We start from the raw sequence: 24356 nt of genomic DNA, 5'->3' as shown, positions 1-24356 counted from the left end.
TTTCAATTTCATTTTAAATTGTACTCAATGAAAGTTAGCCATTCTTCAGCTTGATCATATCCTAAGTCACTTCGTAATAATTTTATCAGTATTTCTTTTAGTTTATTAGGATTAAAGTGTTCTCCATCACCTTTCAGCTGTGTAACTAGCTTTTTAAACTGGTCTACTGTTAATGGAATTACAGGTTCTGATTCCTTGTTAAAACCTATATGTCTTGCAAAAGAAAGATCAATACTTTTTCCTAAGAAAAGAGTATATGCTTCTATTCCTTTTTTTTTATATTCTTGTAGGTGCCTGACGACTGAATCCCCTTCATAATCTAGTTGCTTTTCCCCTATCGTGAGGGAACATTCAATTAAAATTGAAAAATGCTCATATTCAACTAATATATCTTCAACACCTGGTATGGCATTACCAATTGGATGACCTGAATCATCAAGCTTAAAGTTTGGGACTAGATTCTTATAGGAACCTAGTTTTTTAAAAACTCTATATGTGTTCCACTCGAAGTAATTTGGAGGATTTATCGTTTTTTCAACTTCTTCATAAAAGTCCAGAATATCTTGCATTTTAAAACCTTACCTCCTTGTCAACAACCCAATTATTTAAAGTTTCTTCTAAACCAGCTTTAATTTGAGTATATTTTCTTTCACACTCTATAGTTGTTCGATATAATGAGACCATCAGATTCTTAATATCATAAGAAGATAACCTTCTTCCTTTTTCAATTAATTTCTTCTGTACCATTAGGAGCATGTTAAACTGTTTTAATGAGAGAGGGATAATTCTTGTGTTTTGAACAATATTGTATTTCATAAACTCCTCAAAAGTATTCTTATTGATTTCTGGCGCAATGAATAAACAATATAGTTCTTTCTCTACTCCTTGCTTTTCTAATTCTTTTTTCTTGTTTAAATAATGCCTTGTTACTGGTTCTGATTCCATCTTAAACTGGGTTGCTCCCTTAGAAGTTGTTACTTCACCAAGAACAATAAAGTCTTCATATATAATTTCCATATCAGGCTGGTTACCTGCGGCATGAGTAACTGGTTGTAACTCTTCATCAATAACGAAGTTGTTTTTATATTCTAAAGCATTTCCAAGAATAATGAAGCCATTCCACGTAAGCCATTCAAATACAGTATTTTTATTTGCAATGAAGCGAGCTTTAATTTTCTCTTCAATCACATTCTTTTTCTCATGATATACCTCAAGAAGGTCAATGACTTCTTCAAGTTGACGTGGGTCATTAAAATCTGCTTGTAACTTTTTCTTTTTGAGTTCTAGCTGTAATTCCTTAGCATGGTAAATAACATCTTTTAATGTTTCTACATCAACTTTTTTATTAAGAGAATTATAAATGTCTTCAAGGACTTGTATTTCAACTTTAACATTTGGAAAATGTTCTACTAATTGCTCAGCTAGTCTGGTATTTTCATCTCGTATTCTATGGGCTAGATCTAAAAGTTGTTCTTTTGTCTCAAATGAAAACTGTGGTAAACTCGGATTTCCATAATATTCATGAAATTCCTCTACTCTCGTATAGTTCTTTACAACTTTTGATGAACTGATAATTTCATCAATTAAATCAGATTTTTCTGGATTTAAGACGAGTTGATTCCCTCTTGCAACAAATAGACCTGTATATCGAAAATATCTTGTGGTTGCATCTGCCACATCTCGTGCATTTCTCATTTTAGTTTCAATTTTTGACTTATGTGAAGAGTCAGATTTCCCTTCACGAATTTTACCTACATTTCCATAAATCTTTTCGAATCTTTTAAAAAAGTAATTCTCAGTAAACTCAAGTTTCTTATTTTGTCCTTTTATTTTTTCACGTTCATTACGGAACTGCATTATTTCCTCTGCAATTTCATCCACCTGATTATTATTTGTTGCTGTTAAACAGAACATAGCAATATCTAATTTACTGAGGCCGCCTACCTTTTTTAGTAAGCTAAGAACAAATACAAGAGGATTTATACTCCATTCCTCCTCGGGATATTCCTTACCTTTGTGTTGAAACGATGGATATTGCCACTTTACTAACTGTTTTAAGAAAACATCTTTGGGTCTTCGGTTATTTGCAAGCATTTTCCCTGCTTCAGTTATACGAAGATAACCTTCTTCATCTACAAATACGAAACCATAAGTTTTCATTGGTGCCACTCTGTCTCGAGTAGAAAATGCAGCTTCTTTTTTATAAGTAGTACCTAAGAATTGTGGTAAAGCAGCAAGTTCTTTAGCAAATGCCTCTTGTGCTTTATACCCTTTTACCCCTTTCCAATAACTTCCCTCAAAATTTGCTAGTACTTTTAACTCAGGCTGAATTTTTTCTGGACTTCTAGGTGAACAAGAAACATACCAATTAACTTTTTTAGCCATCTAATCCCTCCTGTAAGATCCATAAATGTGATGTATACCTAGATTATACTGATTAACCAAAAAAAGTAAATGTCCTTTACTCAAAAACTTAAATATTTTTCGTTTTTGAGTAAAAGACATAATAAATATTTATACACTTTATTGTTAAGTTGAACCATTTAGAAATAACTTTTATGCTTATAGTTAGAGTAGAATTTAAAAGGGGAATTTAAAAATTGAAGAAAAAAATATATCAATAATAGGGGTTCCAATGGATTTAGGTCAAATGCGCAGAGGTGTTGATATGGGGCCAAGCGCAATTCGATATGCTGGTATAGTTGAGCGATTAGAGCGATTAAACTATTCAATAGAAGATTTAGGAGATATCGATATTGGAAGAGCAGAGCGTAGTAATATTAGAAATGTCGAAAATTTAAGAAATTTGAAAACGGTATCAGAGGCGAATGAAAAGCTTGCCGCTAAAGTAAATGAAGTAATCCAATCAGATTCTTTTCCATTAGTGTTAGGAGGAGATCATAGTATTGCTATTGGAACATTAGCAGGCGTAGCCAAGCATTATGAAATGTTTATTGCAAAATAAAAGTACATAGTTTTGCAAGAAATTTGTGCAGAATAGCTGCATAAAAAAAGGCTTGCCAGCTCACCCAATAACCTCTACTGTTGAGATTGAGCAGAACTTAACAGTAGGAGGATAAGAAAGGATGCTAGCAATGCCTGAAGTTAATTATATCAAACATTTAAGAGAAGTCGAAGATATGTCAATCTCTGAGATCGCTAAAAAGACAGGTAAAAATTGGAGAACAGCAAAAAAATACGCTGACGGTGAAGTACCAGTAGAATCTCTTCCCTTCCGTCGAAGGGGAATGATGTACGAGGAAGAGTACGGAGAAATCGTAGATTGTTGGCTTGAGGAGGACATGAAGCTTAAGAAAAAAGAAAGACGAACAAACAAGAAGATGTTTGAACAACTTAAAGAAGAGCACGGGTTTAAAGGTTCTTATCGAACCGTTTGTGAGTACATTCAGCATCGCAGACCACAAATAAAAGAAGAAAAAACCACAAGATACGAACGTCTGGAGCACCCTCCGGGCGAAGCCCAAGTGGATTTTGGAAATATGACGGCTGTAAAAGACGGCGCATATAAAGACATCAAAACTCTTATTCTCAGTTTTCCATATAGTAATGCCGCCTTTTCTTATCCCCTGCCGGCAGAAAACTCGGAGTGTTTTCTAGAGGGCTTGAAACAGTTATTTCACCAGGCTGGGGGTGTCCCGACATATTTACGAATTGATAACCTGTCGGCAGCGGTTGTAACGGTAGGCAAGGGAGACAAGAGAAGCTATACGGACTCTTTCTTACGCTTCCAGTCCTATTATGGATTTGAAGTACAACCATGCAATCCCGGTAGTGGACATGAAAAAGGGAATGTAGAGAAAAAGGTAGGCTATACAAGAAATAACTTTTTTGTAACAGCCCCAGTAATGGAGGATTTTTCACAACTGGCCCACTGGCTAGAAGAGAAAATGGTAACCGATCGAAAACGCCCTCACTACGAAAAAGGAGTTCCGATAGAAGAATTGTGGGCTGAGGATCAGAAGCAATTAAAAGCTTTGCCAATCAGTGATCTTCCAATCTTTTCAATCGACTCGGCTACTGTAAATAAATATGGCGAGATTCTAGTCGATAGAGAAAAATTCCTTATTCATAAAGCGAGGATCAAACAGACACTAGTTATTAAAAAGGAATGGGACAAATTCACTTGCTTTTCGAATGACGGTGAAATGATCTATCAAGACTCACGTCCCTATATGATGACCACAAGGCCTATACCATGGGACAACATCTTGGCCGACTGGGAGAAAAAGCCACGTGCTGTTAAGTATTCTCGTTTCTTTAAATACCTGCCCGAAAGAGTACAAACTTATCTTACGATAAAACCTGATGAGATTAAGAAACGGGTGGCAGGCTTAAAAAAACTGCTGGAGGTTCATGCCTTACAAGACATCCATAAATGTTTGGAAATGGAGCAACGTATTGAAAAAGAGCCGCACGAATTGGGTTCCTTATTGGAAGCTCAGAAAGCAACTTATCCGGAAAAATTGTCAGAACCCCATACCCCTTCTGTATTACTAGATTATGAAACGGATTTAAGCATGTATGATCAGAGGCTATGTCCGACCTTAGAAGGGAGGGATAACTGATGATCGCTCGTGATCTGAAAGAAGTCTGTAAAACCCTGCACCTTGCTTATATAGCTGATCAGTATGAAGACATTGTCTTTGAGAATAAAGAACAGTTTTTATGTGATGTATTACTGGCCGAAGTCTCATCAAGACAAGCTGCCAAGGTATCGAGACTAATAAAAAAAGCCAAATTTAGAGAACTGAAATGGTTGAAAGATTATGAATGGAACGACCAGTTGCATCTGCCAGCTACCACGACAAAAGAAGAGATTTGTGACCTTCGTTTCTTACATGGGAAACAAAATTTATTGCTTCTTGGCTCACCAGGAACAGGCAAAACCCATTTAGCGACAGCTCTTGGATTAAAAGCCTGCGAAAAAGGGTTTGAGGTTCGTTTCTTTCGTGTCGCAGATTTGGTAGGACAATTAGAGGAGGCGTTAAAAGAAGGTACTTTACAACGAGTAAAACGTCAAATCGATAAGTGCGATTTACTTATACTAGACGAACTGGGATATGTTCCTTTCCAAAAACAAGGATCGGAATTATTGTTTCATATCATAGCCGACTGTTATGAACATAAAAGTGTGATTGTCACATCGAATTTAGAGTTTGGCCAATGGAATCGAGTGTTTGGAGATAACCGCTTAACTTCCGCTTTAGTGGATCGCTTGGTACACCATGCCCATATCATCGCATTCACAGGTGAAAGTTACCGGCTGAAAAATGCTCTTTCTTCTGTGAAATTGAATGGTAATTAATGTAAAAAAATAAAGCTGCAAGCCTATGTATTTTTCGCTGCAATACTCTGCACTTTTTGCTTGCAAAAAACATTATGAAAACCTGGGAGTTATTTGGTATGATGCACATGGGGATTTAAATACAGCCGAAACATCGCCCTCAGGAAATATACATGGTATGCCATTAGCAGTAAGTTTAGGAATAGGACACCCAAGTTTAACAAACATAATGGGCTATACTCCCAAAATTAAACCAGAGAATGTCATGATTATCGGTGCACGCTCATTAGATGAAGGAGAGCGTAAATTAATTAAAGAGGGTATTCGGATTTTATGGTGGAAAAGGGCTTATAAATCACCCTTCTCCAAATTCTTAATAAGTGTGGAAATATCGACACCAAAGTTGTCTGTAATGTCGTGATCAGTCACTTCAAACCAATTGAAAGTATCGTATAGCATAGCTTTGTTAAAAGCACTCGAATTAAATCGTGGTTTACGCTTCTTATGGAGCTTCTCATTGAACAGGATTTTGGCTCGTAAGGCATCAAAAGAGTAACCTCTACCCATTCGCTCTACCTGCCTAATAATGCTATTAATTGACTCCGTATAAGCGTTAGTGAGCCTTTTATCAAAGTAGTTAAATATTTCTTCTTGCCAGTTGTCTACGGCTCTCACAAGGTCTTTATAAGCGTCTTTATAGTTACTGGACATACAACTGTGTCTCCATTGACTATAACGAAGTAGACCTTCATCTGGATCAGGAGTATCCCAAATCCAGTAAAACTCTTCTTTAAGTTCATAGGCTTCTTTCAAAGCAGGAAGATTATCTAGCCAAGTCTCTAAGAGGAATAATTCACGTTCATTTAGATCGTGTTTACGCTTTAGAAGGATAAACCTTTCACGCATAAGGGTACGTCTTTCTTTTTGGCTCATTTGGGTTTTCAAAGACTTTCTGACGTTATCTAAGGCTTGATTAGCCATTCTAACTACATGGAACTTATCTACGACAACTTTAGCGTGTGGAAGGACAGTGTTCACTGCGTCTTTGTAGGGCTTCCACATATCCATTGTGACGTACTCAATATAAGTCCTGTCACTGATTTCTGAAAGACGTTGGATGACTGTTTCCTTGTTACGGTTAGGCTTTATATCATAGATAGTCCTGCGTTCAACATTAGTCAATACAAGCCGAGGTTTACGAATAATATGTATCTCGTCTATCCCAAGCCATTTAGGAGTCTCAAACTGGTATTCACGTTCTTTGAGTGCCACATAATTCTTAAAGACGTTCCTAACGGTTTTCTCGTCAACACCAACGCTTTCTGCAACTTCTACAAAGGTCTTAGACATGGATTGCTCTTGAATGGACTTTAAAAGCCTTTTGGTCATATTACGCTTTTCATCAACGGATATTAGGCGTTCCCAGAAGGTAGATCCGCATTCACGACACTTGTATCGTCTGCGGTTCAATTGTAAGCCCACTCGCTTTAAACGAATGGGCAAATCCATAATTAGTTGCTTTCTTGAACTGTGTTTGTACAACTTGTCAAAACCACATTCAGGACAACGTTCAGGTGGTTCGACTGCTTCAACTTTAAACATCATATCGGTGTCATTTTCTTGTGGTGGTTCAATTGCAGTTAGATCTGAAAGACATAGTAGGTCTGTCATGTTGTTCATCCTTTAAACAGAAGGTGGGAATTGTCCCTGCTTCGTTACTGTATAGGAACTAATATTTCACACAAATGATTATCAATCATTTGTGAAGTATATCTTTCTATAATTGGTTGTTCTCTTATTGATAGATTATTTCTTTCTATCTCAGAAAAAATATTGCCCCAAAATTCACTGACTGCCTCTTTTGTATGGTCAAGCAAGAAAACAGCGTATTTCCCACCAGAAAATTCACCAACTTGAGCTGGTTTTTCCACATTAAAATCTTTATTTATAACAACGCAAACATCATAACGACATTCCTCTTTAGGAGTAATCTCTGGGTTATCTTGCGGTATACCTAAAATTGTAGAATTATCAAATACACCATTCGATTTTGCCCACTTTTTAAAATTCTCCATTAATTCTTTGTTTTTCTTTTCACCATATTCCCCAACATTTCGGAAATAAGCAATCCTTGATTCAGGTAATTCTTCAATAGTTATTTTCATTTTTTAATCCTCCTTTCTTAGATAAGGTAATTCGATTTAAAATGTTTTTCAAGTTCTTTTTTAAAAGAATTTGATTATAGTATGGTTTAATTAATCCATTATTCCACTATATAATCCGATTTATGATGTAATTTTATCAAGCAATTAAAATAGTAATTCCACTATATATTCCGAAGACCCATTAAAGAAAAAGGTATAAAAGTATATACAATGCATGAAATTGATCGGCTGGGCATGACAAAGGTTATGGAAGAAGCAATAACATACTTACAAAACCAAAGGACAGATGGAGTGCATTTATCATTAGATTTAGATGGCTTAGATCCACACGATGCTCCTAGAGTTGGTACACCTGTTATTGGTGGTATCAGTCATAGAGAGAGCCATTTAGCAATGGAAATGTTGGCTGAATCCGGAATTATTACATCAGCAGAGTTTGTTGAAGTAAATCCAATTTTAGATGAAAAAAATAAAACAGCAACTGTAGGTGTAGCCTTAATGGGGTCATTATTTGGTGAGAAATTAAAATAAAGATGAATTATACAATGAACACTCAAAAATTTTAATTCCTTTAATTTATCCTAGTAAGGGGCTTATTAATGGATTGGTTATTATTTTCACTTTAGTGACTTTACTTGGTATTCTTCAGTTTTTCAGACTATTAAGGGAAAGAACATGCTAGGCATTTTATTTGCTTTTAGCACTGTAGCTGTTTTCGGTTGGTTTACAGTAATGAAAATTTATCCATCATGGATAACCAACAGCTCACTAATTAGAAGGGTTGTCCGAAAATGCTTCGGACAACCCTTTTCTATACATTTACGATTCAAGCCACAAATCTATATTTTTTTCAAAAAACCTCATTTACTTATGGTACGGTTCTCCCCTATTTATGCGAAAAGCACGGTAGATTTGTTCGAGCAAAATGAGACGCATGAGCTGGTGAGGGAAGGTCATTTTGGAAAAGGAGAGGGCTTCGTCCGCCCGTTTCATTACCTCTTTACTTAAGCCGAGAGAGCCTCCGATTAGAAAGGCGATTTTGCTTTTTCCGTATGTGGCCAGTTTATCTATACTATGTGCGAACTCTTCCGAGGATTTCATCTTGCCTTCAATGGCAAGGGCGATGACGTATGCATCGGACGGGATTTTGGCTAAAATTCGTTCGCCTTCTTTGTTTTTGATTAGTTCCATTTCCTGCGGGCTTATTTGTTCAGGAGCCTTTTCATCAGGAAGTTCAATGATGTCAACTTTTGCGTACGATGAAAGACGCTTTAAATATTCGTCGATTCCCTGCTTTAAATATTTTTCCTTCAGCTTCCCAATCGCTATAATTTGAATGTTCAACTTTCATATTTCCCCTTTTTTATTTTATCAACATGTTGATAACTATTTCCCACACAAAATAACAAATATTCCACAGATTTTATCCACAATTGTGGATGAATACCTCTATATTTCGTGTCCGAAAATCAGTTCCCAACTATATATACTGCGGTTTTTTTGCACAATTCACAGGTTGTGGATAAGCTGTGATTAAATTCAAATTTTTGAATATTTGGTGCTGTTTCATACTGGTCTACATACATGTCGATTGCTAAATCAATATGATCCTCGCAGCAATACATTTATAATCCTCCTACCCCATAATGAAAACAGGAAAGCTGATTCCGCCTTCCTGTTCTTTAAAAAGATTTTTGTTCAACGAGCTTCAGCTTCACTGTTTTCAACTCGCCATTTCGATAGAATTTTACTTCCACTGTGCTTCCAACCTTTTGGCTGTATAGCTGCTTTCGAAGCTGGAGAACATTTTCAACCTTTTTCCCAGCAAGCTCTATAATTACGTCCTTCTCTCTCAAACCTGCGCGTTGAGCTGGCGACATCGGCTCAACACTCATCACAATCACGCCGTTTTTAACGTCCTTTGGCAAATTTAATGCCTCTTCCCAATAATAGCTTGGGATGTCTTCAAGAGACTGAAGACCGATTCCCATATATGGACGCTTCACTTCGCCGAATTTTTCAAGATCATTAATAATCGGAATTGCAATGTTAATTGGGATAGACAGTCCGATTCCTTCCACCGCGGATTCAGCAATTTTCATGGAATTAATTCCAATTACTTTCCCGTCTAAATTCACAAGTGCTCCGCCGCTGTTTCCGGGATTAATTGCGGCATCCGTCTGCAGCACTTCCGCCTGCCAATCCACTGTTCCGTTTTCATCAATATCAACAGGAATGGTCCGTTCTGTTCCGGAAATAATCCCTTGTGTAACAGACCCAGCAAATTGCAAGCCGAGCGGGTTTCCGATTGCCAGCACCGGCTCACCCGGTTTGACTGTGTCCGAATTGCCGAATTCAGCAACCTTCTTAACATGCTTTGCATCCACAACCAATACTGCTAAATCCATCAGCTGATCACTGCCGACAAGTTCAGCGGGAATGCGTGTTTCGTCGTTTAATACAACTTCCAATTGATGCGCTCCGGCTACAACATGGTGATTTGTTACAATATAGGCTTTATCGCCTTCCTTTTTGTAGATGACCCCTGATCCTGTTCCTGCTTCTCCCTCTTGTGTTTGATCCCAGAAGCTTACTTGCTGAATATTGACGACTCCGACAACCGCATCACTCACTTTATTGACTGCTTCTGTAACTGCTGAATTCACATTTACATTTACTGTTTTGACTGGCCCTTGGACATTTCCTGTTTCCCCTTCCTCAGTTTGCTCTGGACTGATGTTCAGATCATATGGAAGAATATTAAATTGTGCTAATGCTGGAAGGGAGAAAATAACTAATAACGCGCCTAACACGGCTCCGATTAACCCAGCCAATAATGATCCGCCCCAGTTTCCCCTTTGTTTTCTGTTATTATACCGTTCAAAATCATCATCATAATATCCCATCGCCTCATCATTCCTTTCCGATGACGAATGATTTTATCTACATTATTATAGTATAACGCGAGCTGGCAGGAAAAATATATGACAACATTAACATACCCAACGATGGGGAAATTCAAACATTTAAACAGCTACGAGAGGCGTCGGTTTCTTTGGATCTGTATCATATAATTCAAATTGTTCTCCGACAACGAATCCTTTTTTCTCTAATACTTGCTGGACAGACATTCGTGCGAGCTCTTTCATATTATTTTCTTTACTTAAATGCGCCAAATAAATTCGTTTCGTCTTGTCGCCAATGACATCAGCCATAGCAAGTGCAGCATCTTCATTTGAAACATGTCCAACATCAGATAAAATTCTTCGTTTTACATTCCAAGGATACCGGCACATTCGCAGCATTTCTACGTCATGGTTGCTTTCAAAAATAAAAACATCTGCACCGCGTATGATCCCTTTCATTCTGTCGCTTACATATCCAGTATCAGTAATTAACGCTAGTTTTTTTCCACGGTGGTGAAACACAAAAAACATTGGTTCTGCTGCATCATGGGAAACGCCAAATGATTCAACCTCTAAACTTCCAAACGATTTCGTTTCGCCGATTTCAAAAGTAAACTTTTGTTCTAAATGAATTTCGCCGATTTCTCTCTCCATTGCTTTCCACGTTTTTTCATTCGCGAAAATCGGAATTTCGTATTTTCTCGCTAAAATTCCAAGTCCCTTGATGTGATCGCTATGCTCATGGGTGACTAATATACCGCTTAAATTTTTTATGTCCCGTTGAATTTCTTGAAACAAATTTTCCATTTGTTTACCACTTAATCCTGCATCGATTAACAGGGAATGTTCATCTGTTTCTACATAAATGGCATTCCCTGTGCTGCCGCTCGCAAGAACACTGAAATTAAGGCTCATTTCCTTCACTCACTCCAAATTATTATTCTCTTTCTCCGGTTTAATGACCTGACCTTCCAATGCATTCACATAATAATCTTCTGTTTTATTGACAACTACATGCCATGTCGGAGCCAAAATTTGCTGTTCCGACAGCGGGTATTGTGTGTAATATCCGTATTCTACATCGGTTACTTTACTGTTAGATTTCAAATCATTTTTTTCATAAAGAGCTTCCAATGCTTTAATCGCAGGCAATATTTCCTGCTTCTCCAATTCTTTTATATCTTCTAGCAATGTTTGCTGATAAGACACAATTTCATTTTTATCATTTAAATAAAAGACAATCATACCGATTCCATCACTTACATCTTGAAAAATAATTTTTCCTTTGTATTCCTGTAGACAAATAATTTCCCTTGTTTCTTTGCTGTAGCGCCAAAACTTGTATTGACTGCCCGCAATGATTTGTGTTGTTAAAATTTGCTTGATCTTATTTTCGATACTTTCTCCTACAATTGGAATCGGTTTGTCAAAACTCATCCGAAGCTTTGTTACCGAACGAGTCAACTCCTCATCAGGCAGCATCGGCTTTTGATTTTTCAGTTGTTCGATTTCTTCTTCCTTAAATATTTTGCTTTCTGCCGTTATATAAGAACCTTCTATTACTTCTTTTGGAAGCTTCCCAAATTGTATATTTTCCGCTGCAAACTGCTCTTCAATCGTCGTTTTCGTGATCATATCATATTTGGAGCTTTTGATTTTTTCAACATACTGAAAAGCTAAATAAATATCAAGGATCAGGAAGGCAATAATAAACACCGTTTTCGTTTTACTCCAATCCAATACCTTCCCCTCCTTTACCCGCTTTTTTCACATTCAGCCTTTGATATTTATCGTTTTCGAGTTCAATGCACCATATCGGCTCCAAATTTACGATATTTTGCCGTGACGACTGTTGTATGTCATAAGCGGGAAAAATACGTTTTATTTTGTCGGCTTCAATGCTTGGATTATCCTTAATAGCTTCAATTATATCTGCTGCTTTAGGTAAAGTCGTTTTATCTTCCCGGATAAAACCATCCAAATAAAATAACGGACGCTGATATAAGGCAATATCATTCTTTCCCCAGCTTTGCATGATCGTCGTGATCGAATAATGCGAATCGCTGAACGAAAATACTGGCAAATTTCGAACCGTTAGACGAAAATAAATTTTCTGTTCTTGATCCGTTTTTTCGAAGCGATAATCATTTAATCCTGACAGCCAACCGCCATGTTTGTTCAAAAAATCAATGCTCTGCAAGATCAATTTTCCTTTTTCCGTCGTTAAAGACTGGTCAATTGTCGGATTAACGTAAACAACCCTTTCTTTATCTTCGTTGATGACAAGCTGACGGGAGCTGTCTGTATACACAAATTCGGAAGCATTGACATCCCGTTTTACATAACTTGGATCATTAAACAATGCATTTTTAAACTGCTCACCGCTCATTGATTTTGTAAAATATTGAAGGCGATGAATCGGAAACGGCTTTTCAGGCAAAAATAATCCGTTCCAAAACACGTAGCTTTCAAAGTTTTCTTTTTCTTTATACACTTCCGTCCACAAATTGCTTAAAACGGTTTTCACCTGTGCTTCTACAACATATTTATGCTCGTAGTCGACTAAATAAAGTTTTCGGTTCGCTTTCTCGTTTGTCAGAGGAATGTAAATCCGATCAAATTCTATATTGAAATCTTCTTCATCCGTCCAGTCGGTTATTGATAAGAGGGCTGACATCGGAATCGAGTCGTTAAAAATAACTTCAAAGTTAGGGGTTGAATTATGTATTTCCCTGTTTATCCATTGATTAAAACCATATTGCTTTTCAATCTCTCCAGAAATATTTTTGAATTCCTCTAGCTCCCACTGACGAATATCCTTCCAAAGTCTTTCGATGACGATTTCGTCATAAGTTGCGTAATGTTTTATTTTTTCATGAATCATAATATGATCCGGCTGCACGACTTCATAAGGCTTTTTTGTTACATTACTTAACGGGTTGTTTTCAATATAGTTGGAGTTTGAAATTTCCCCGTAGTTTGGCTGATATGTCCAAATATTCCAGGTGAAGAATAAACTTGTCAGCACTAAAAATGTTAAAATAATGGATTTTATCGTTTCCCGGTTCATAGCCAATCATCCTCTTGGTTCTGTTCATATGGCAATGTGAAAAATACAGTCGTGCCTTTTCCTTCTTCACTTTCCACCCAAATTTCTCCTCCGTGTGCTTCCACCATCTCTTTTGCAATTGCAAGACCAAGACCGGTTCCGCCCATTTTGCGTGATCTAGCCTTATCAACACGATAAAAACGTTCAAAAATTTTTTTCACACTTTCTTTTGGAATTCCAATGCCTTCATCTTTTACACTGACTTCAATATGGTCAACTTGTTCTTTTACTTGAAAAGAGATTTTTCCGCCTTCAGGAGAATATTTCAAAGCATTGGAAATAATATTATCGAGCACTTGCGTAATTTTATCGGGTTCAATTTCTACATAAAGGCTTTTTTTCGGAATGTTTCGTACAAATGTGACATGCTGCTGCTTAGACATTTCAAAACGATCAATAATTTTGTGGAAAAAGTCTGTGAAATTCACCATGTCTTTATTTAATTGATAATCTTTACTATCTAGTTTTGATAGCTGGAGCAAGTCATTAACAAGCCTAATCATCCGCTCCGTTTCGTTTTGCGTCACTTGTAAAAATTTTGGTGCGATCGTTTCGTCTTTCCAAGCCCCTTCCGCCAATGCTTCCAAATAACTGCGCATTGTAGTAAGCGGCGTCCGCAGCTCATGAGAAACGTTTGCGACAAATTCACGCCGCTCTTGGTTGATTCGTTCCTGCTCTGTTACATCGTAAACTACTGCAATCAATCCGTTAATATGATCTTCATCAATTTGTATTGTAGAAAAGCTGATTCGTAATATATACGGTTTTTCCTCTGTGCTGAAATCTAACAGCATCGGTTCTTGCTGGTTCACTAAATCTTCAAAAGTACATTCATCCGTTAAATCTAAAAGCTCCACAATTGATTTTCCTAAGGCTGTTTCACGTGAAACATTCAACATTTCATGGGCCGGATTGTTCATGACAATTACTTTTCCATGCCGATCTGTAGCTATGACACCTTCTGTCATATGAGTAATAATAGACGCCAGCTTTCTGCGCTCTTCTTCAGTTGTTTCCTGTGCTTCCTCCAATTTTTCCGTGAGATGATTGAACGTTAATGCAAGCTGTCCAATTTCATCTTCTCCATACACTTTTACTTTTCTGGAAAAATTCCCTTTTGCCAGCTCCAACGCTTGCCTTCTCATATCTGACAACGGACGGGTTATAGTGCGGGCAAGAAAAATTCCTAGCGCCGCGGTAATAAGAAGGGACATCCCTGTGCCTGTTGCAAAAATTTTGTTAATCGTCCGCAATTGTGAAAAAACTTCCTCCATTGAGGCAACGACATAAACAACGCCAATTGTTTCTCGTTTATAATCTGTGACGATCGGAGTCGCTGATACGTACATTCGATGCTTCGTTTGCGGATCAAGCAAAATATTGCTTTCAGGCGAACCGACGATTAAAGTCCGTTTAATCATATTTTCAGTTGTTCTTTTCCCGATCACATCTTTGTTGTAATCAGATGTCCCGATGACACGCGCATCTTGGTCCACTACGCGAACTTCATGAATTTCCTCCCGTTTAAAATCTTGCAAAATAGCAGATATCTCATCTTCCATATTCAATGATTCGTCCACTTCTTCATTCGTCATCGCTTGCTCAATCTGGTAAGCCAGCAAATCAATCCGCTGCGAAAGGGAAGATTTAAAATTTTCTATAAGAGAAGATTCCAATTCCTTAACGAAGTAAATACCGATGATTTGCATAGCCAAAATAATCAGAAGCACATAGATCAGCACAATTTTAAAATGTATCGAACGGAAAAAACTCACTCGACTGCTATACATGTTCACTGCTCCTGTTCAGGATTGCGCAAATAATAACCTACCCCTCTTCTTGTCACAATCCATATTGGATGACTTGGGTTGTCTTCAATTTTTTCCCTAAGTCTTCTAACCGTGACATCTACAGTTCTGACGTCTCCGAAATAGTCATATCCCCAAACGGTTTGCAGCAAATGCTCTCGGGTCATGACCTGTCCAATGTGCTTCGCTAAATAGTGAAGCAATTCAAACTCACGATGAGTAAGCTCGATCGTTTCTCCCCGTTTTGAAACGACATATGCATCAGGATGAATAACGAGAGAGCCGATTTGAATTTCCGACTGTTCAGAAGCCGCTTCCCTTGCAGCATTTGTTTGCTGTCTTCGTAAATTTGCCTTTACCCTTGCCAAGAGCTCTCTTGTGCTGAATGGTTTTGTCACATAATCATCAGCACCAAGCTCCAGACCAAGTACTTTATCGATTTCTGAATCTTTCGCAGTCAGCATAATAATCGGCATTTCATATTTTTTTCGAACTTCCCGGCACACTTCCATTCCATCCTTGCTGGGAAGCATAATATCTAACAATATCAAGTCAGGTTTAATTTCTTCCACCATTTCAATCGCGCTTGTTCCGTCATAAGCACAGTATACATCAAAACCTTCTTTTTTAAGATTAAACTCTAATATATCTGCAATTGGTTTTTCGTCATCAACAACTAATATTTTTTTATTTTCCATCATTTTCTCCCCTTTTGATCTATTAACTTTACTTTACCACGATTACATTCATCTCATCATCAACTTTCAATACAAATGGAAAAAACAAGCAGAAAACCCCTAGCTATTGCTAGAGGTCTTAAATTCAATAGGTTTTGGAACTTAGAGTAAACCCCTGTAAATTCCTATCAAACCTATTATATCAATTTTTATCTTATTGTAACAGCTTGAGATGAGAAATCAAATTTCTATTTACAACCACAAATGTTACCAATTTTGGTTTAACATACTTATAGCCAAAAATAGCACGGATAAACCGTGCGTATGAAGTGGCTCGGGACGGAATCGAACCGCCGACACAAGGATTTTCAGTCCTTTGCTCTACCGACTGAGCTACCGAGCCGTGTAAAGTTTTCAAGAATGCGAACTCTTTTTCCCTCTCTCAAGCCTTTCATATATGTGGATTCTCGAATGTGAGGCAGCTTGTATAATATTTCTCGATTGTAATGGTGAGCCATGGAGGATTCGAACCTCCGACCCTCTGATTAAAAGTCAGATGCTCTACCGACTGAGCTAATGGCTCATAAAATTTTTTTCTTCTAATCCATTTTTCATTTGTCAGATGTCCCTTCCTCTTCTAGCTTTTTCGAGGATGTTAGATGCATTGTGCGAACAGTTCGGAGCCAATACGCTCATTTTTCTCAAGACGTGTATAATAATATCATTTCTAGAGGGACAAAACAACGATTTTTTTTAATTTCACAAAAAAAAGAGGGAACAGCCGATCCCTCCAAGTTTATTATATTGGACTGTATACACTGCGGACAACATTTGTTTGTGAACGATCTGGACCAACTGAAAAGATGGAAAGTGGGATACCTGTTAACTGGGAAATCCGTTCAACATAATGGCGTGCATTGTCAGGAAGATCGTCCAAGCTTTTTGCCCCCGTAATGTCTTCCTTCCAACCCGGCAATTCCTCATAGACAGGTTCGCACTGTGCAAGTACTTTTAAACTTGCTGGAAATTCTTCTAAAATTTCACCTTTGTATTTGTAGGCGATGCATATTTTTAATGTTTCGATTCCTGTCAATACATCGATGGAATTTAAAGATAAATCAGTTATTCCGCTTACCCGGCGCGCATGGCGAACAACAACGCTGTCAAACCAGCCCACTCGACGCGGACGTCCTGTTGTTGTACCATATTCCCGTCCAACTTCACGAATTTGATCGCCAATTTCATCGTGGAGCTCTGTCGGAAACGGACCGTCTCCTACACGAGTTGTATAAGCTTTTGATACGCCGACAACATGTTTAATTTTCGTAGGACCTACACCTGCTCCAATTGTCACACCGCCTGCTACTGGATTGGAAGATGTAACAAAAGGATATGTACCTTGATCGATATCAAGCATAACACCTTGAGCGCCTTCAAATAAAACACGGCGTCCTTCATCAAGCGCGTCGTTCAGCACAACAGATGTGTCGCATACATATTGTTTGATTTGTTGGCCGTACTCGTAGTATTCATTTAAAATCTCTTCCAGTTTAAACCCTTCAACTTCGTATACTTTTTCAAACAGGCGATTTTTTTCTTCTAAATTTCTTCTCAATTTTTCTTCAAAGACTTCACGATCCAATAAATCGGCGATGCGGATGCCAATACGGGCTGCTTTATCCATATAGGCTGGACCTATTCCTTTTTTCGTCGTCCCGATCTTGTTGGCTCCTTTTCGTTCTTCTTCCACTTCATCCAATTTTAAATGATAAGGCAAAATGACGTGAGCGCGGTTGGAAATTCGCAGATTATTTGTTTGAATTCCCCGTTTATGCAAACCGTTCAACTCTTCTACCAGCGCTTTAGGATCGACAACCATTCCGTTTCCGATGACACAAATTTTATCTTGATAAAAAATACCGGATGGGATTAAATGCAGTTTATATGTTTCACCGTTAAATTTGATTGTATGGCCAGCATTGTTTCCACCTTGGTAACGGGCGATCACTTCCGCATTTTGAGAAAGGAAATCGGTTATTTTCCCTTTTCCTTCATCCCCCCATTGTGTACCAACAACAACAACTGATGACATGTGTGCACCTCCGTGTTCACCAAAAATCCAATACAAAGAAACAAGTTTATTCTACCAATTGTAGCAAGTAGAGTCAATAAAATCCGAACGTTCACTTTATTATTAAATATTTTGTTCGTGTTATATAAGATGCTTACAAAAAACAACTGCCTCATCAAGAGACAGCAGGAGGAATATGATCGTCTTCATATCTTCTTTCAAGATTTACAAATTTATTATATTCTTTTACAAATGCAAGCTGAACAGTTCCTACAGGGCCGTTCCGCTGCTTGGCTATAATGATTTCAATAATATTTTTGTTTTCTGATTCCGTATTGTAGTAATCATCTCTGTATAAAAAGGCGACGATATCTGCATCCTGCTCAATACTACCGGACTCCCGAATATCTGACATCATCGGGCGTTTATCTTGACGCTGCTCGACGCTTCGTGATAGCTGGGATAATGCGATGACCGGCACTTCCAATTCACGTGCCAAAGCCTTAAGAGATCTTGATATTTCCGAAACTTCCTGCTGGCGGTTTTCCCGATTCCGCCCGCTTCCTTGAATTAATTGCAAATAATCTATGATAATTAAACCAAGGCCCTTTTCCTGTTTTAACCGTCTGCATTTGGCGCGAATATCACTCACTCTTATGCCAGGTGTATCATCAATATAAATGCCGGCATTTGATAAACTCCCCATTGCCATCGTCAACTTTCCCCAATCATCCGGGGTTAAATTTCCCGTTCGCAAATTTTGGGCATCTATGTTTCCTTCTGCGCAAAGCATACGCATGACAAGCTGTTCCGCACCCATTTCCAAGCTAAAAATCGCTACATTTTCGTCCGTTTTCGTCGCAACATTTTGAGCGATGTTTAAGGCAAATGCAGTTTTACCGACAGACGGGCGGGCCGCTACGATAATTAAATCATTTCGCTGAAAGCCGGCCGTCATACGATCCAATTCGGAAAAGCCTGTAGGAATTCCTGTTATTTCCCCTTTGCGATTGTGGAGCATTTCAATTTTATCGTATGTTCGAACAAGAATATCTTTAATGTTTTGAAACAATCCGGCTTTTCTCCGCTGCGCCACTTCCATGATGCTTTTTTCGGCTTCTGTTAAAAGTGTTTCCACATCGTCTTCCCGATTATAGCCTTCTTGAGCTATAGCCGTTGCTGTTCGTATAAGTCTTCTTAATATCGATTTTTCTTCAACAATTTTCGCATAATATTCGATATTTGCTGCTGTAGGAACGGATCCCGCTAAATCGCTTAAATAAGAAACCCCGCCAACCTCTTCCAAAATTTTCGCATCCGCCAAGTCTTTTGTCACAGTTACTAAATCGACGGGCTCTCCTTTTTCCGAAAGCCTCAACATCGATTGAAAAATCTTTTGATGGCTGGATCGATAAAAATCTTCAGGAACTAATATTTCGGAAGCTAACATAAGCGCTTCAGGTTCTAAAAAAATTGCCCCAAGCACTGCCTGCTCTGCTTCTATATTTTGTGGTGGAATTCGATCACTGACCAGAAGATCATTCAAGATGATCACCGCCTTACCGTGGACACATAAATTTTTTCTCCAAAAAGTATAAAGAGAAATGTGGCATTACTTCAAGATCAACTTCTTTCCATAATACCACATTGCTCCTTGCCATTATTCTTCTGTAACATGTACCTTTAATGTCGCCGTCACTTCCGAATGAAGCTTAATCGGAACATTTGTATAGCCTAAAGAACGAATCGCATCTGGAAGATCAATCTTCCGTTTATCGATTTGAATATTATGTGCTTTTTTTAATTGATCAGCAATTTGTTTGCTTGTTACAGAACCAAATAATCTTCCGCCCTCACCGGCTTTCGCTTTTAATTCAACCGTGATTTTTTCAAGCTGTTCTTTTAATTTTTTTGCCTGCGCTAATTCTTCCGCTGCCTCTTTTTCTTCTTTTTTCTTTTGCGCTTCCAGCTGTTTTAAATTGGCACTCGTCGCTTCAACAGCCAAACCTTTTTTAAAAAGATAATTTTGGGCATAGCCGTCAGCTACATTTTTTACTTCACCTTTTTTCCCTTTCCCCTTTACATCTTGTAAAAAAATCACTTTCATTCTTCATTTCTCCCTTCTAAATATTGTTGAACAGCTTCTTTTAATCGTTTTTCTGCTTCATTTATCGTAACATGCTCCAACTGGGTCGCGGCATTTGTTAAATGCCCTCCACCTCCAAGTGCTTCCATTATTAATTGAACATTAAAATCGCCCAATGATCTAGCACTAATACCGACTGTATGTTCATCACGCTTCGCAATGACAAACGACGCCAATACGCCGTTCATTGATAAAAGAGTGTCAGCTGCCTGAGCAATGATCACTTGATCGTAATATTCATCTTCTCGATCTGCTTTTGCTATTGCAACCCCATTATTCATAATCTCTGTGTTTTGAATGAACTTGGCACGTTGAACAAATTGTTGAATATCCTCTTTCAACAATTTTTGGACAAGGATTGTATCCGCTCCTTTTGATCGCAAATAAGACGCCGCATCGAATGTTCTAGAGCCTGTTCGAAGCGTGAAGCATTTTGTATCTACCGTAATACCTGCCAACAATGCAGTTGCCTCTATTGTACTCATTTTAAATTCTGCAGGCTGATATACTAAAATTTCCGTAACAAGTTCAGATGTAGATGATGCATAAGGTTCTATATAAACAAGCAGTGGATCTTGAATAAATTCTTCTCCCCTGCGATGATGGTCAATGACTACTACATGGTCAATTTCGCTCAGCAATTTTTGTTCAGCCACCATTGAAGGTTTATTCGTATCTAGAATCACGAGAAGAGAATGATCTGTTGCAATATTCAGGGCTTCATCCGGAGTGATGAATCTGGACCATAACTCAGCGTCCTTCTTTACTTCCTCCACAAGCTTTTGAAGTCCTTGGCCGAATTCTTCATGGTTTACAACAATAAAACCTTCTTTATGATTGATTTGCGCCACCTTCAATATTCCAATTGCTGAACCAATTGAATCCATGTCAGGATTTTTATGACCCATAATAAATACTTTATCACTTTCACGAATGATTTCTTTTAATGCATGGGAAATCACTCGAGCTCTAACGCGTGTGCGTTTTTCGATCGGATTTGTTTGTCCGCCGTAAAATTTAACCTTGCCATTTCCCCGTTTAATAGCAACTTGGTCTCCTCCGCGGCCTAAGGCAAGATCTAGACTCGACTGCGCCAGATGCCCCAATTCAGACAGATCTTTAATGCCGGCTCCAATCCCGATGCTTAAGGTGAGAGAAACATTTTGAATAACCGCTTTTTCTCTGACTTCATCTAAAATAGAAAATTTCGTTTTTTCAAGCTCAGCCAAAATTTTTTCATTAAAAACCGCAATAAAACGTTCAGAGGAAACTCTTTTTAAAAAAATACCGTTATCGACTGCCCATTTATTTAATATGGATGTCACAAGACTGTTTAAATTGCTCCGCTTTTGATCGTCGAGCCCTTGTGCGATTTCATCATAATTATCTAAAAATATATAAGCTAAAACAATCCGTTCGCTTTCATACTGCTTTTTTAGTTCCGTGTGGTCCGTTTCATCAAAAAAATAAAGAAGCCTTTCTTCTTTTTTGACAATGACGCGAAATTTACGGTTTTGAAGAGTCACGATATCGGAATCTATCCCTTTTTGAAATAACACTTTTAATGTTTCAGAAATTTCGTCAAGAGGACGACCGACCAGCTTGTCGTTCTTAAAATATGAAGCTAAAAATGGATTGACCCATTCCACGGCAAATTGATCGTTGATAAGCATAATGCCAATCGGCATCTTCATAAAAACTTCATCGCCAGCTTTTTTCAAACGAAACGTTAAATCAGAAATAGAATGTTCCAATTCCAATTTCAATCGTTTAACAGCATAAAAGAAAAAAAACAACAGACAACCTGCAACGATTGCGCTAATACAGCCAATCACCCAATTATAAAATAACAGAAAACCGATCATTGCCGCTATTACGCCAATGAGTGCGTATAACGGGTAAAAGAATAAAGGTTTTTCAAAAAAACTCGGCATTTTATTCAGCTCCTTGCAAAAAGAACGAACCAAGGCCTAACGTATTTTTTCGCGGAGATTAAACCCTAAATCAATGATTCCCAATATTCGTACTGGATAAAGAAGAATTGGCAAAATAAATGTTCCAATTACAATTAATACCGGCACTGCTTTCGAAAGTTTTTTCACATGACAAAAATAAAAAATAAAGGAAAACCCTTGAATTAAAAGCACAGTCTGTAAAACAAACACAATATTGTAAAGCGCGATATTTAAAAAAGATTCTTTAGGCAAATTGATAAGCATAAGGAGAGTGGCGATTAAATAATACCAAATAATACTTTTTGGAAATTTCCAGTCGCGGAAAGGGGTGATTGTTCCAACATTCAATTTTAATCTTTTTATAATCCCAATGTTCAATATATGTATAATCACGGCTAACATAAATGACACAATGACAAACATGCTCGGAAGCAAGTTCATTAATAAATCAAACTGCTCGTTCATTTGCTCCATCATTGTTTTTTTCATTTCTTCATCCATTGAAGGGAATGCGGCTAATGTTTCCCTTACTGAAGACTTGGTTTGTTGTATGACATCACTAAAAAGATCAACGCCCAAAAAAACAATTGATAACGCATAATCAAGAACGAAATTGATGAGCAATGAAATGGTGCCGCCTATTAACGCAAACAGCTGCCGTTTTTGACGATAAAAGTATGCCATTATGATACCTGTCACACTGAACATGAGCCCAATCGGCAGCGAAACGATGGAGCCGACCAAAAATGTCATCACGATTGATGCTAATAATAAAACAAAAGACTGCTTGATTCCGTGGCGGATACCGAAAATAATAAACGGCGTCGAAAGGAAAAATATTGATATAACGCTTAATATCGGAACATATAAAGTAATTAATAGAAAAACGGTATAAATAGCAACGAATATAGCACCTTCTGTTAAAACATTCGTACGTTTCACAGACTCACCTCAATCAAGACTCATACCATTATTTTAATCTAGACTTTTTAAACAATCAAATCATGGTTTCATTTAACGGACAAGAAAAAAGCAACAAGGGATTCACCTTGCTGCCTTTGAAATTTCTTATTTATCATCTGCAACATAAGGAAGCAATGCCATTTGACGGGCCCGTTTAATGGCAACTGTTAATTTCCGTTGATATTTTGCACTCGTTCCTGTTACACGGCGAGGCAAAATTTTTCCGCGTTCAGAAATGAATTTTTTAAGCAAATCAACATCTTTGTAATCAATGTGCGTAATGCCGTTTGCTGTGAAATAGCACACTTTCCGGCGTTTACCGCGGCCTCTGCGTCCAGCCATTACAATTCCTCCCTTCTTTACATTTATCTAGGCGTACAATCGGTTAAAATGGTAAATCATCATCTGAAATATCAATCGGTTGTCCATCATTAGCAAATGGATCATCGTCAAAGTTTTGGTGGTTCTGATTATTCCGGTTTGGATCAAATGGTGCACCGCCATATGGATTTGCATTTCCTTGATTTCCTGCAAAAAATCCCGAATTATTCCCGACTGCGGCACTCTTCGGTTCTAAAAATTGAACACTGTCCGCCACAACCTCTGTTACAAATACTCTTCTTCCCGTTTGATCTTCATAGCTGCGTGTTTGAAGACGGCCATCAACACCCGCAAGGCTGCCTTTTTTTAAATAGTTGGCTACGTTTTCCGCAGGACGCCGCCAAACGACACAGTTGATAAAATCTGCTTCGCGTTCCCCTTGCTGATTTGTAAAATTTCGATTAACTGCCAATGTAAAGGTTGCAACGGCTACACCGCTGGGCGTGTATCGTAATTCGGGATCTCTTGTAAGCCGACCGACCAAAACGACACGATTCATCATTTCAGAACCACTCCTAAAATGTCTTTTAAGATGATATTACCATTTTAACACGTATATTGGAACAAATTACTCTTCTTCTTTAACAATGATATGACGTAAAATATCTTCATTGATTCTTGCCAAACGGTTAAATTCTTCAACCGCTTGAGGTGAAGCTTGAACGTTTAAAATCATGTAAATACCATCTCGGAAGTCTTTAATTTCATAAGCGAGACGGCGTTTTCCCCATTCCTTCACCTCTGTAATCTCCGCACCATTGTTCACAAGAATGCCGTTAAAACGCTCAACTAGCTCTTTTTTAGCATCCTCTTCAATATTTGGACGGATAATATACATAATTTCGTATTTTCTCATTCTCTTACACCTCC

General features: G+C 37.9%; 23 protein-coding genes, 2 tRNA genes and 2 pseudogenes. 5 read left to right on the top strand and 22 right to left on the bottom strand.

What is annotated here, in order from left to right:
- Nucleotides 1-8 precede the first annotated feature (8 nt).
- A complete protein-coding gene (locus NSQ61_RS16035; RefSeq protein WP_144598408.1) occupies nucleotides 9-569 on the bottom strand; it encodes an AlwI family type II restriction endonuclease in 561 nt (186 codons plus the stop codon).
- 1 nt (nucleotide 570) lies between these two features.
- Nucleotides 571-2385 carry an AlwI family type II restriction endonuclease gene (locus tag NSQ61_RS16030; RefSeq protein WP_339198145.1) on the bottom strand — a complete coding sequence of 605 codons (1815 nt, stop codon included), beginning with the start codon at nucleotides 2383-2385 and terminating at the stop codon, nucleotides 571-573.
- Nucleotides 2386-2599: 214 nt separating this feature from the next.
- Here NSQ61_RS16030 and NSQ61_RS16025 point away from each other — a divergent pair.
- The 4 genes and pseudogenes from NSQ61_RS16025 to NSQ61_RS16010 all read left to right on the top strand — a co-directional run.
- Nucleotides 2600-2947, top strand: a pseudogene (locus NSQ61_RS16025) (arginase family protein); the annotation flags it as partial.
- Nucleotides 2948-3086: 139 nt separating this feature from the next.
- Nucleotides 3087-4586, top strand: a complete 1500-nt coding sequence (gene istA, locus NSQ61_RS16020; RefSeq protein WP_327848831.1) for an IS21 family transposase — start codon at nucleotides 3087-3089, stop codon at nucleotides 4584-4586.
- Nucleotides 4586-5326, top strand: a complete 741-nt coding sequence (istB, locus tag NSQ61_RS16015; protein ID WP_412674477.1) for an IS21-like element helper ATPase IstB — start codon at nucleotides 4586-4588, stop codon at nucleotides 5324-5326. The genes istA and istB overlap by 1 nt, the downstream gene beginning before the upstream one ends.
- Before the next feature lie 25 nt (nucleotides 5327-5351).
- Complete coding sequence (locus NSQ61_RS16010) at nucleotides 5352-5726, top strand: arginase family protein (RefSeq protein ID WP_340807532.1); 375 nt, start codon at nucleotides 5352-5354, stop codon at nucleotides 5724-5726.
- Here the strand turns inward: NSQ61_RS16010 and NSQ61_RS16005 are convergent.
- Nucleotides 5654-6976, bottom strand: coding sequence for an ISL3 family transposase (locus NSQ61_RS16005; protein ID WP_340807529.1), 1323 nt, complete (start codon nucleotides 6974-6976; stop codon nucleotides 5654-5656). The genes NSQ61_RS16010 and NSQ61_RS16005 overlap by 73 nt on opposite strands.
- Nucleotides 6977-7020: 44 nt before the next feature.
- Nucleotides 7021-7470: an AraC family transcriptional regulator gene (locus NSQ61_RS16000; RefSeq protein WP_103032112.1), complete on the bottom strand. Its 450-nt coding sequence runs from the start codon at nucleotides 7468-7470 to the stop codon at nucleotides 7021-7023.
- 180 nt (nucleotides 7471-7650) lie between these two features.
- Between NSQ61_RS16000 and NSQ61_RS15995 the strand changes: the two are divergent.
- A pseudogene (locus tag NSQ61_RS15995) lies at nucleotides 7651-8001 on the top strand (arginase family protein); the annotation flags it as partial.
- Nucleotides 8002-8334: 333 nt separating this feature from the next.
- Here NSQ61_RS15995 and rlmH read toward each other — a convergent pair.
- From rlmH to rpsF, 18 genes are all read right to left on the bottom strand, one after another.
- A complete protein-coding gene (rlmH, locus tag NSQ61_RS15990; protein WP_130158231.1) occupies nucleotides 8335-8814 on the bottom strand; it encodes a 23S rRNA (pseudouridine(1915)-N(3))-methyltransferase RlmH in 480 nt (159 codons plus the stop codon).
- 125 nt (nucleotides 8815-8939) lie between these two features.
- Entirely contained in the window at nucleotides 8940-9095 is a 156-nt protein-coding gene (locus NSQ61_RS15985) for a CxxH/CxxC protein (protein WP_340807525.1), read from the bottom strand.
- A 57-nt stretch (nucleotides 9096-9152) separates the two neighbouring features.
- Nucleotides 9153-10376 (bottom strand): S1C family serine protease, encoded by a 1224-nt coding sequence (locus tag NSQ61_RS15980; protein ID WP_340734383.1) that lies wholly within the window; start codon nucleotides 10374-10376, stop codon nucleotides 9153-9155.
- A 120-nt stretch (nucleotides 10377-10496) separates the two neighbouring features.
- Nucleotides 10497-11291: an MBL fold metallo-hydrolase gene (locus tag NSQ61_RS15975; protein WP_130158225.1), complete on the bottom strand. Its 795-nt coding sequence runs from the start codon at nucleotides 11289-11291 to the stop codon at nucleotides 10497-10499.
- A 9-nt stretch (nucleotides 11292-11300) separates the two neighbouring features.
- Nucleotides 11301-12116, bottom strand: a complete 816-nt coding sequence (locus NSQ61_RS15970; protein WP_094244808.1) for a two-component system regulatory protein YycI — start codon at nucleotides 12114-12116, stop codon at nucleotides 11301-11303.
- Nucleotides 12103-13446 (bottom strand): YycH family regulatory protein, encoded by a 1344-nt coding sequence (locus NSQ61_RS15965; RefSeq protein ID WP_339193711.1) that lies wholly within the window; start codon nucleotides 13444-13446, stop codon nucleotides 12103-12105. The genes NSQ61_RS15970 and NSQ61_RS15965 overlap by 14 nt, the downstream gene beginning before the upstream one ends.
- Nucleotides 13443-15275: a cell wall metabolism sensor histidine kinase WalK gene (walK, locus tag NSQ61_RS15960; RefSeq protein WP_066251764.1), complete on the bottom strand. Its 1833-nt coding sequence runs from the start codon at nucleotides 15273-15275 to the stop codon at nucleotides 13443-13445. Before walK ends, NSQ61_RS15965 begins: the two co-directional genes overlap by 4 nt.
- Nucleotides 15276-15277: 2 nt before the next feature.
- Nucleotides 15278-15991 (bottom strand): response regulator YycF, encoded by a 714-nt coding sequence (yycF, locus tag NSQ61_RS15955; RefSeq protein ID WP_063387767.1) that lies wholly within the window; start codon nucleotides 15989-15991, stop codon nucleotides 15278-15280.
- 309 nt (nucleotides 15992-16300) lie between these two features.
- Nucleotides 16301-16373: transfer RNA gene (locus NSQ61_RS15950), tRNA-Phe, on the bottom strand.
- A gap of 104 nt (nucleotides 16374-16477) precedes the next feature.
- Nucleotides 16478-16553, bottom strand: a tRNA-Lys gene (locus NSQ61_RS15945).
- 216 nt (nucleotides 16554-16769) lie between these two features.
- The gene (locus NSQ61_RS15940; protein WP_063387766.1) at nucleotides 16770-18062 is read right to left on the bottom strand and encodes an adenylosuccinate synthase; all 1293 of its coding nucleotides are present in this window, start codon (nucleotides 18060-18062) and stop codon (nucleotides 16770-16772) included.
- 154 nt (nucleotides 18063-18216) lie between these two features.
- Entirely contained in the window at nucleotides 18217-19587 is a 1371-nt protein-coding gene (dnaB, locus tag NSQ61_RS15935) for a replicative DNA helicase (protein WP_063387765.1), read from the bottom strand.
- A 114-nt stretch (nucleotides 19588-19701) separates the two neighbouring features.
- Complete coding sequence (gene rplI / locus NSQ61_RS15930) at nucleotides 19702-20148, bottom strand: 50S ribosomal protein L9 (protein ID WP_063387764.1); 447 nt, start codon at nucleotides 20146-20148, stop codon at nucleotides 19702-19704.
- Complete coding sequence (locus NSQ61_RS15925) at nucleotides 20145-22121, bottom strand: DHH family phosphoesterase (RefSeq protein ID WP_063387763.1); 1977 nt, start codon at nucleotides 22119-22121, stop codon at nucleotides 20145-20147. Before NSQ61_RS15925 ends, rplI begins: the two co-directional genes overlap by 4 nt.
- Before the next feature lie 36 nt (nucleotides 22122-22157).
- Nucleotides 22158-23084 carry a YybS family protein gene (locus NSQ61_RS15920; RefSeq protein ID WP_066251762.1) on the bottom strand — a complete coding sequence of 309 codons (927 nt, stop codon included), beginning with the start codon at nucleotides 23082-23084 and terminating at the stop codon, nucleotides 22158-22160.
- A 126-nt stretch (nucleotides 23085-23210) separates the two neighbouring features.
- Nucleotides 23211-23447, bottom strand: coding sequence for a 30S ribosomal protein S18 (rpsR, locus tag NSQ61_RS15915; RefSeq protein WP_044748995.1), 237 nt, complete (start codon nucleotides 23445-23447; stop codon nucleotides 23211-23213).
- 43 nt (nucleotides 23448-23490) lie between these two features.
- Complete coding sequence (gene ssb, locus NSQ61_RS15910) at nucleotides 23491-23988, bottom strand: single-stranded DNA-binding protein (RefSeq protein ID WP_063387761.1); 498 nt, start codon at nucleotides 23986-23988, stop codon at nucleotides 23491-23493.
- 66 nt (nucleotides 23989-24054) lie between these two features.
- Nucleotides 24055-24342: a 30S ribosomal protein S6 gene (rpsF, locus tag NSQ61_RS15905; RefSeq protein ID WP_063387760.1), complete on the bottom strand. Its 288-nt coding sequence runs from the start codon at nucleotides 24340-24342 to the stop codon at nucleotides 24055-24057.
- Between the last annotated feature and the right edge of the window lie 14 nt (nucleotides 24343-24356).

It is taken from the genome of Aeribacillus sp. FSL K6-1121, from assembly GCF_038003725.1.
GTDB lineage: Bacteria > Bacillota > Bacilli > Bacillales > Aeribacillaceae > Aeribacillus > Aeribacillus composti.
Note: the sequence above shows the minus strand (reverse complement) of the source record. Positions and strands in the feature narration are given on the sequence as shown.

Excerpts from the sequence above, each read along its gene's own strand:
- NSQ61_RS16000 (WP_103032112.1), bottom strand. The coding sequence starts at position 7,470 with ATGAAAATAACTATTGAAGAATTACCTGAATCAAGGATTGCTTATTTC.
- istA (WP_327848831.1), top strand. The coding sequence starts at position 3,087 with ATGCTAGCAATGCCTGAAGTTAATTATATCAAACATTTAAGAGAAGTC.
- NSQ61_RS16035 (WP_144598408.1), bottom strand. The coding sequence starts at position 569 with ATGCAAGATATTCTGGACTTTTATGAAGAAGTTGAAAAAACGATAAAT.
- rpsF (WP_063387760.1), bottom strand. The coding sequence starts at position 24,342 with ATGAGAAAATACGAAATTATGTATATTATCCGTCCAAATATTGAAGAG.
- istB (WP_412674477.1), top strand. The coding sequence starts at position 4,586 with ATGATCGCTCGTGATCTGAAAGAAGTCTGTAAAACCCTGCACCTTGCT.
- NSQ61_RS15940 (WP_063387766.1), bottom strand. The coding sequence starts at position 18,062 with ATGTCATCAGTTGTTGTTGTTGGTACACAATGGGGGGATGAAGGAAAA.
- NSQ61_RS15985 (WP_340807525.1), bottom strand. The coding sequence starts at position 9,095 with ATGTATTGCTGCGAGGATCATATTGATTTAGCAATCGACATGTATGTA.
- NSQ61_RS16010 (WP_340807532.1), top strand. The coding sequence starts at position 5,352 with ATGTATTTTTCGCTGCAATACTCTGCACTTTTTGCTTGCAAAAAACAT.
- NSQ61_RS16005 (WP_340807529.1), bottom strand. The coding sequence starts at position 6,976 with ATGACAGACCTACTATGTCTTTCAGATCTAACTGCAATTGAACCACCA.
- NSQ61_RS15980 (WP_340734383.1), bottom strand. The coding sequence starts at position 10,376 with ATGGGATATTATGATGATGATTTTGAACGGTATAATAACAGAAAACAA.
- rpsR (WP_044748995.1), bottom strand. The coding sequence starts at position 23,447 with ATGGCTGGACGCAGAGGCCGCGGTAAACGCCGGAAAGTGTGCTATTTC.
- yycF (WP_063387767.1), bottom strand. The coding sequence starts at position 15,991 with ATGGAAAATAAAAAAATATTAGTTGTTGATGACGAAAAACCAATTGCA.
- walK (WP_066251764.1), bottom strand. The coding sequence starts at position 15,275 with ATGTATAGCAGTCGAGTGAGTTTTTTCCGTTCGATACATTTTAAAATT.
- NSQ61_RS16030 (WP_339198145.1), bottom strand. The coding sequence starts at position 2,385 with ATGGCTAAAAAAGTTAATTGGTATGTTTCTTGTTCACCTAGAAGTCCA.
- rplI (WP_063387764.1), bottom strand. The coding sequence starts at position 20,148 with ATGAAAGTGATTTTTTTACAAGATGTAAAGGGGAAAGGGAAAAAAGGT.
- ssb (WP_063387761.1), bottom strand. The coding sequence starts at position 23,988 with ATGATGAATCGTGTCGTTTTGGTCGGTCGGCTTACAAGAGATCCCGAA.
- NSQ61_RS15975 (WP_130158225.1), bottom strand. The coding sequence starts at position 11,291 with ATGAGCCTTAATTTCAGTGTTCTTGCGAGCGGCAGCACAGGGAATGCC.
- NSQ61_RS15925 (WP_063387763.1), bottom strand. The coding sequence starts at position 22,121 with ATGCCGAGTTTTTTTGAAAAACCTTTATTCTTTTACCCGTTATACGCA.
- NSQ61_RS15965 (WP_339193711.1), bottom strand. The coding sequence starts at position 13,446 with ATGAACCGGGAAACGATAAAATCCATTATTTTAACATTTTTAGTGCTG.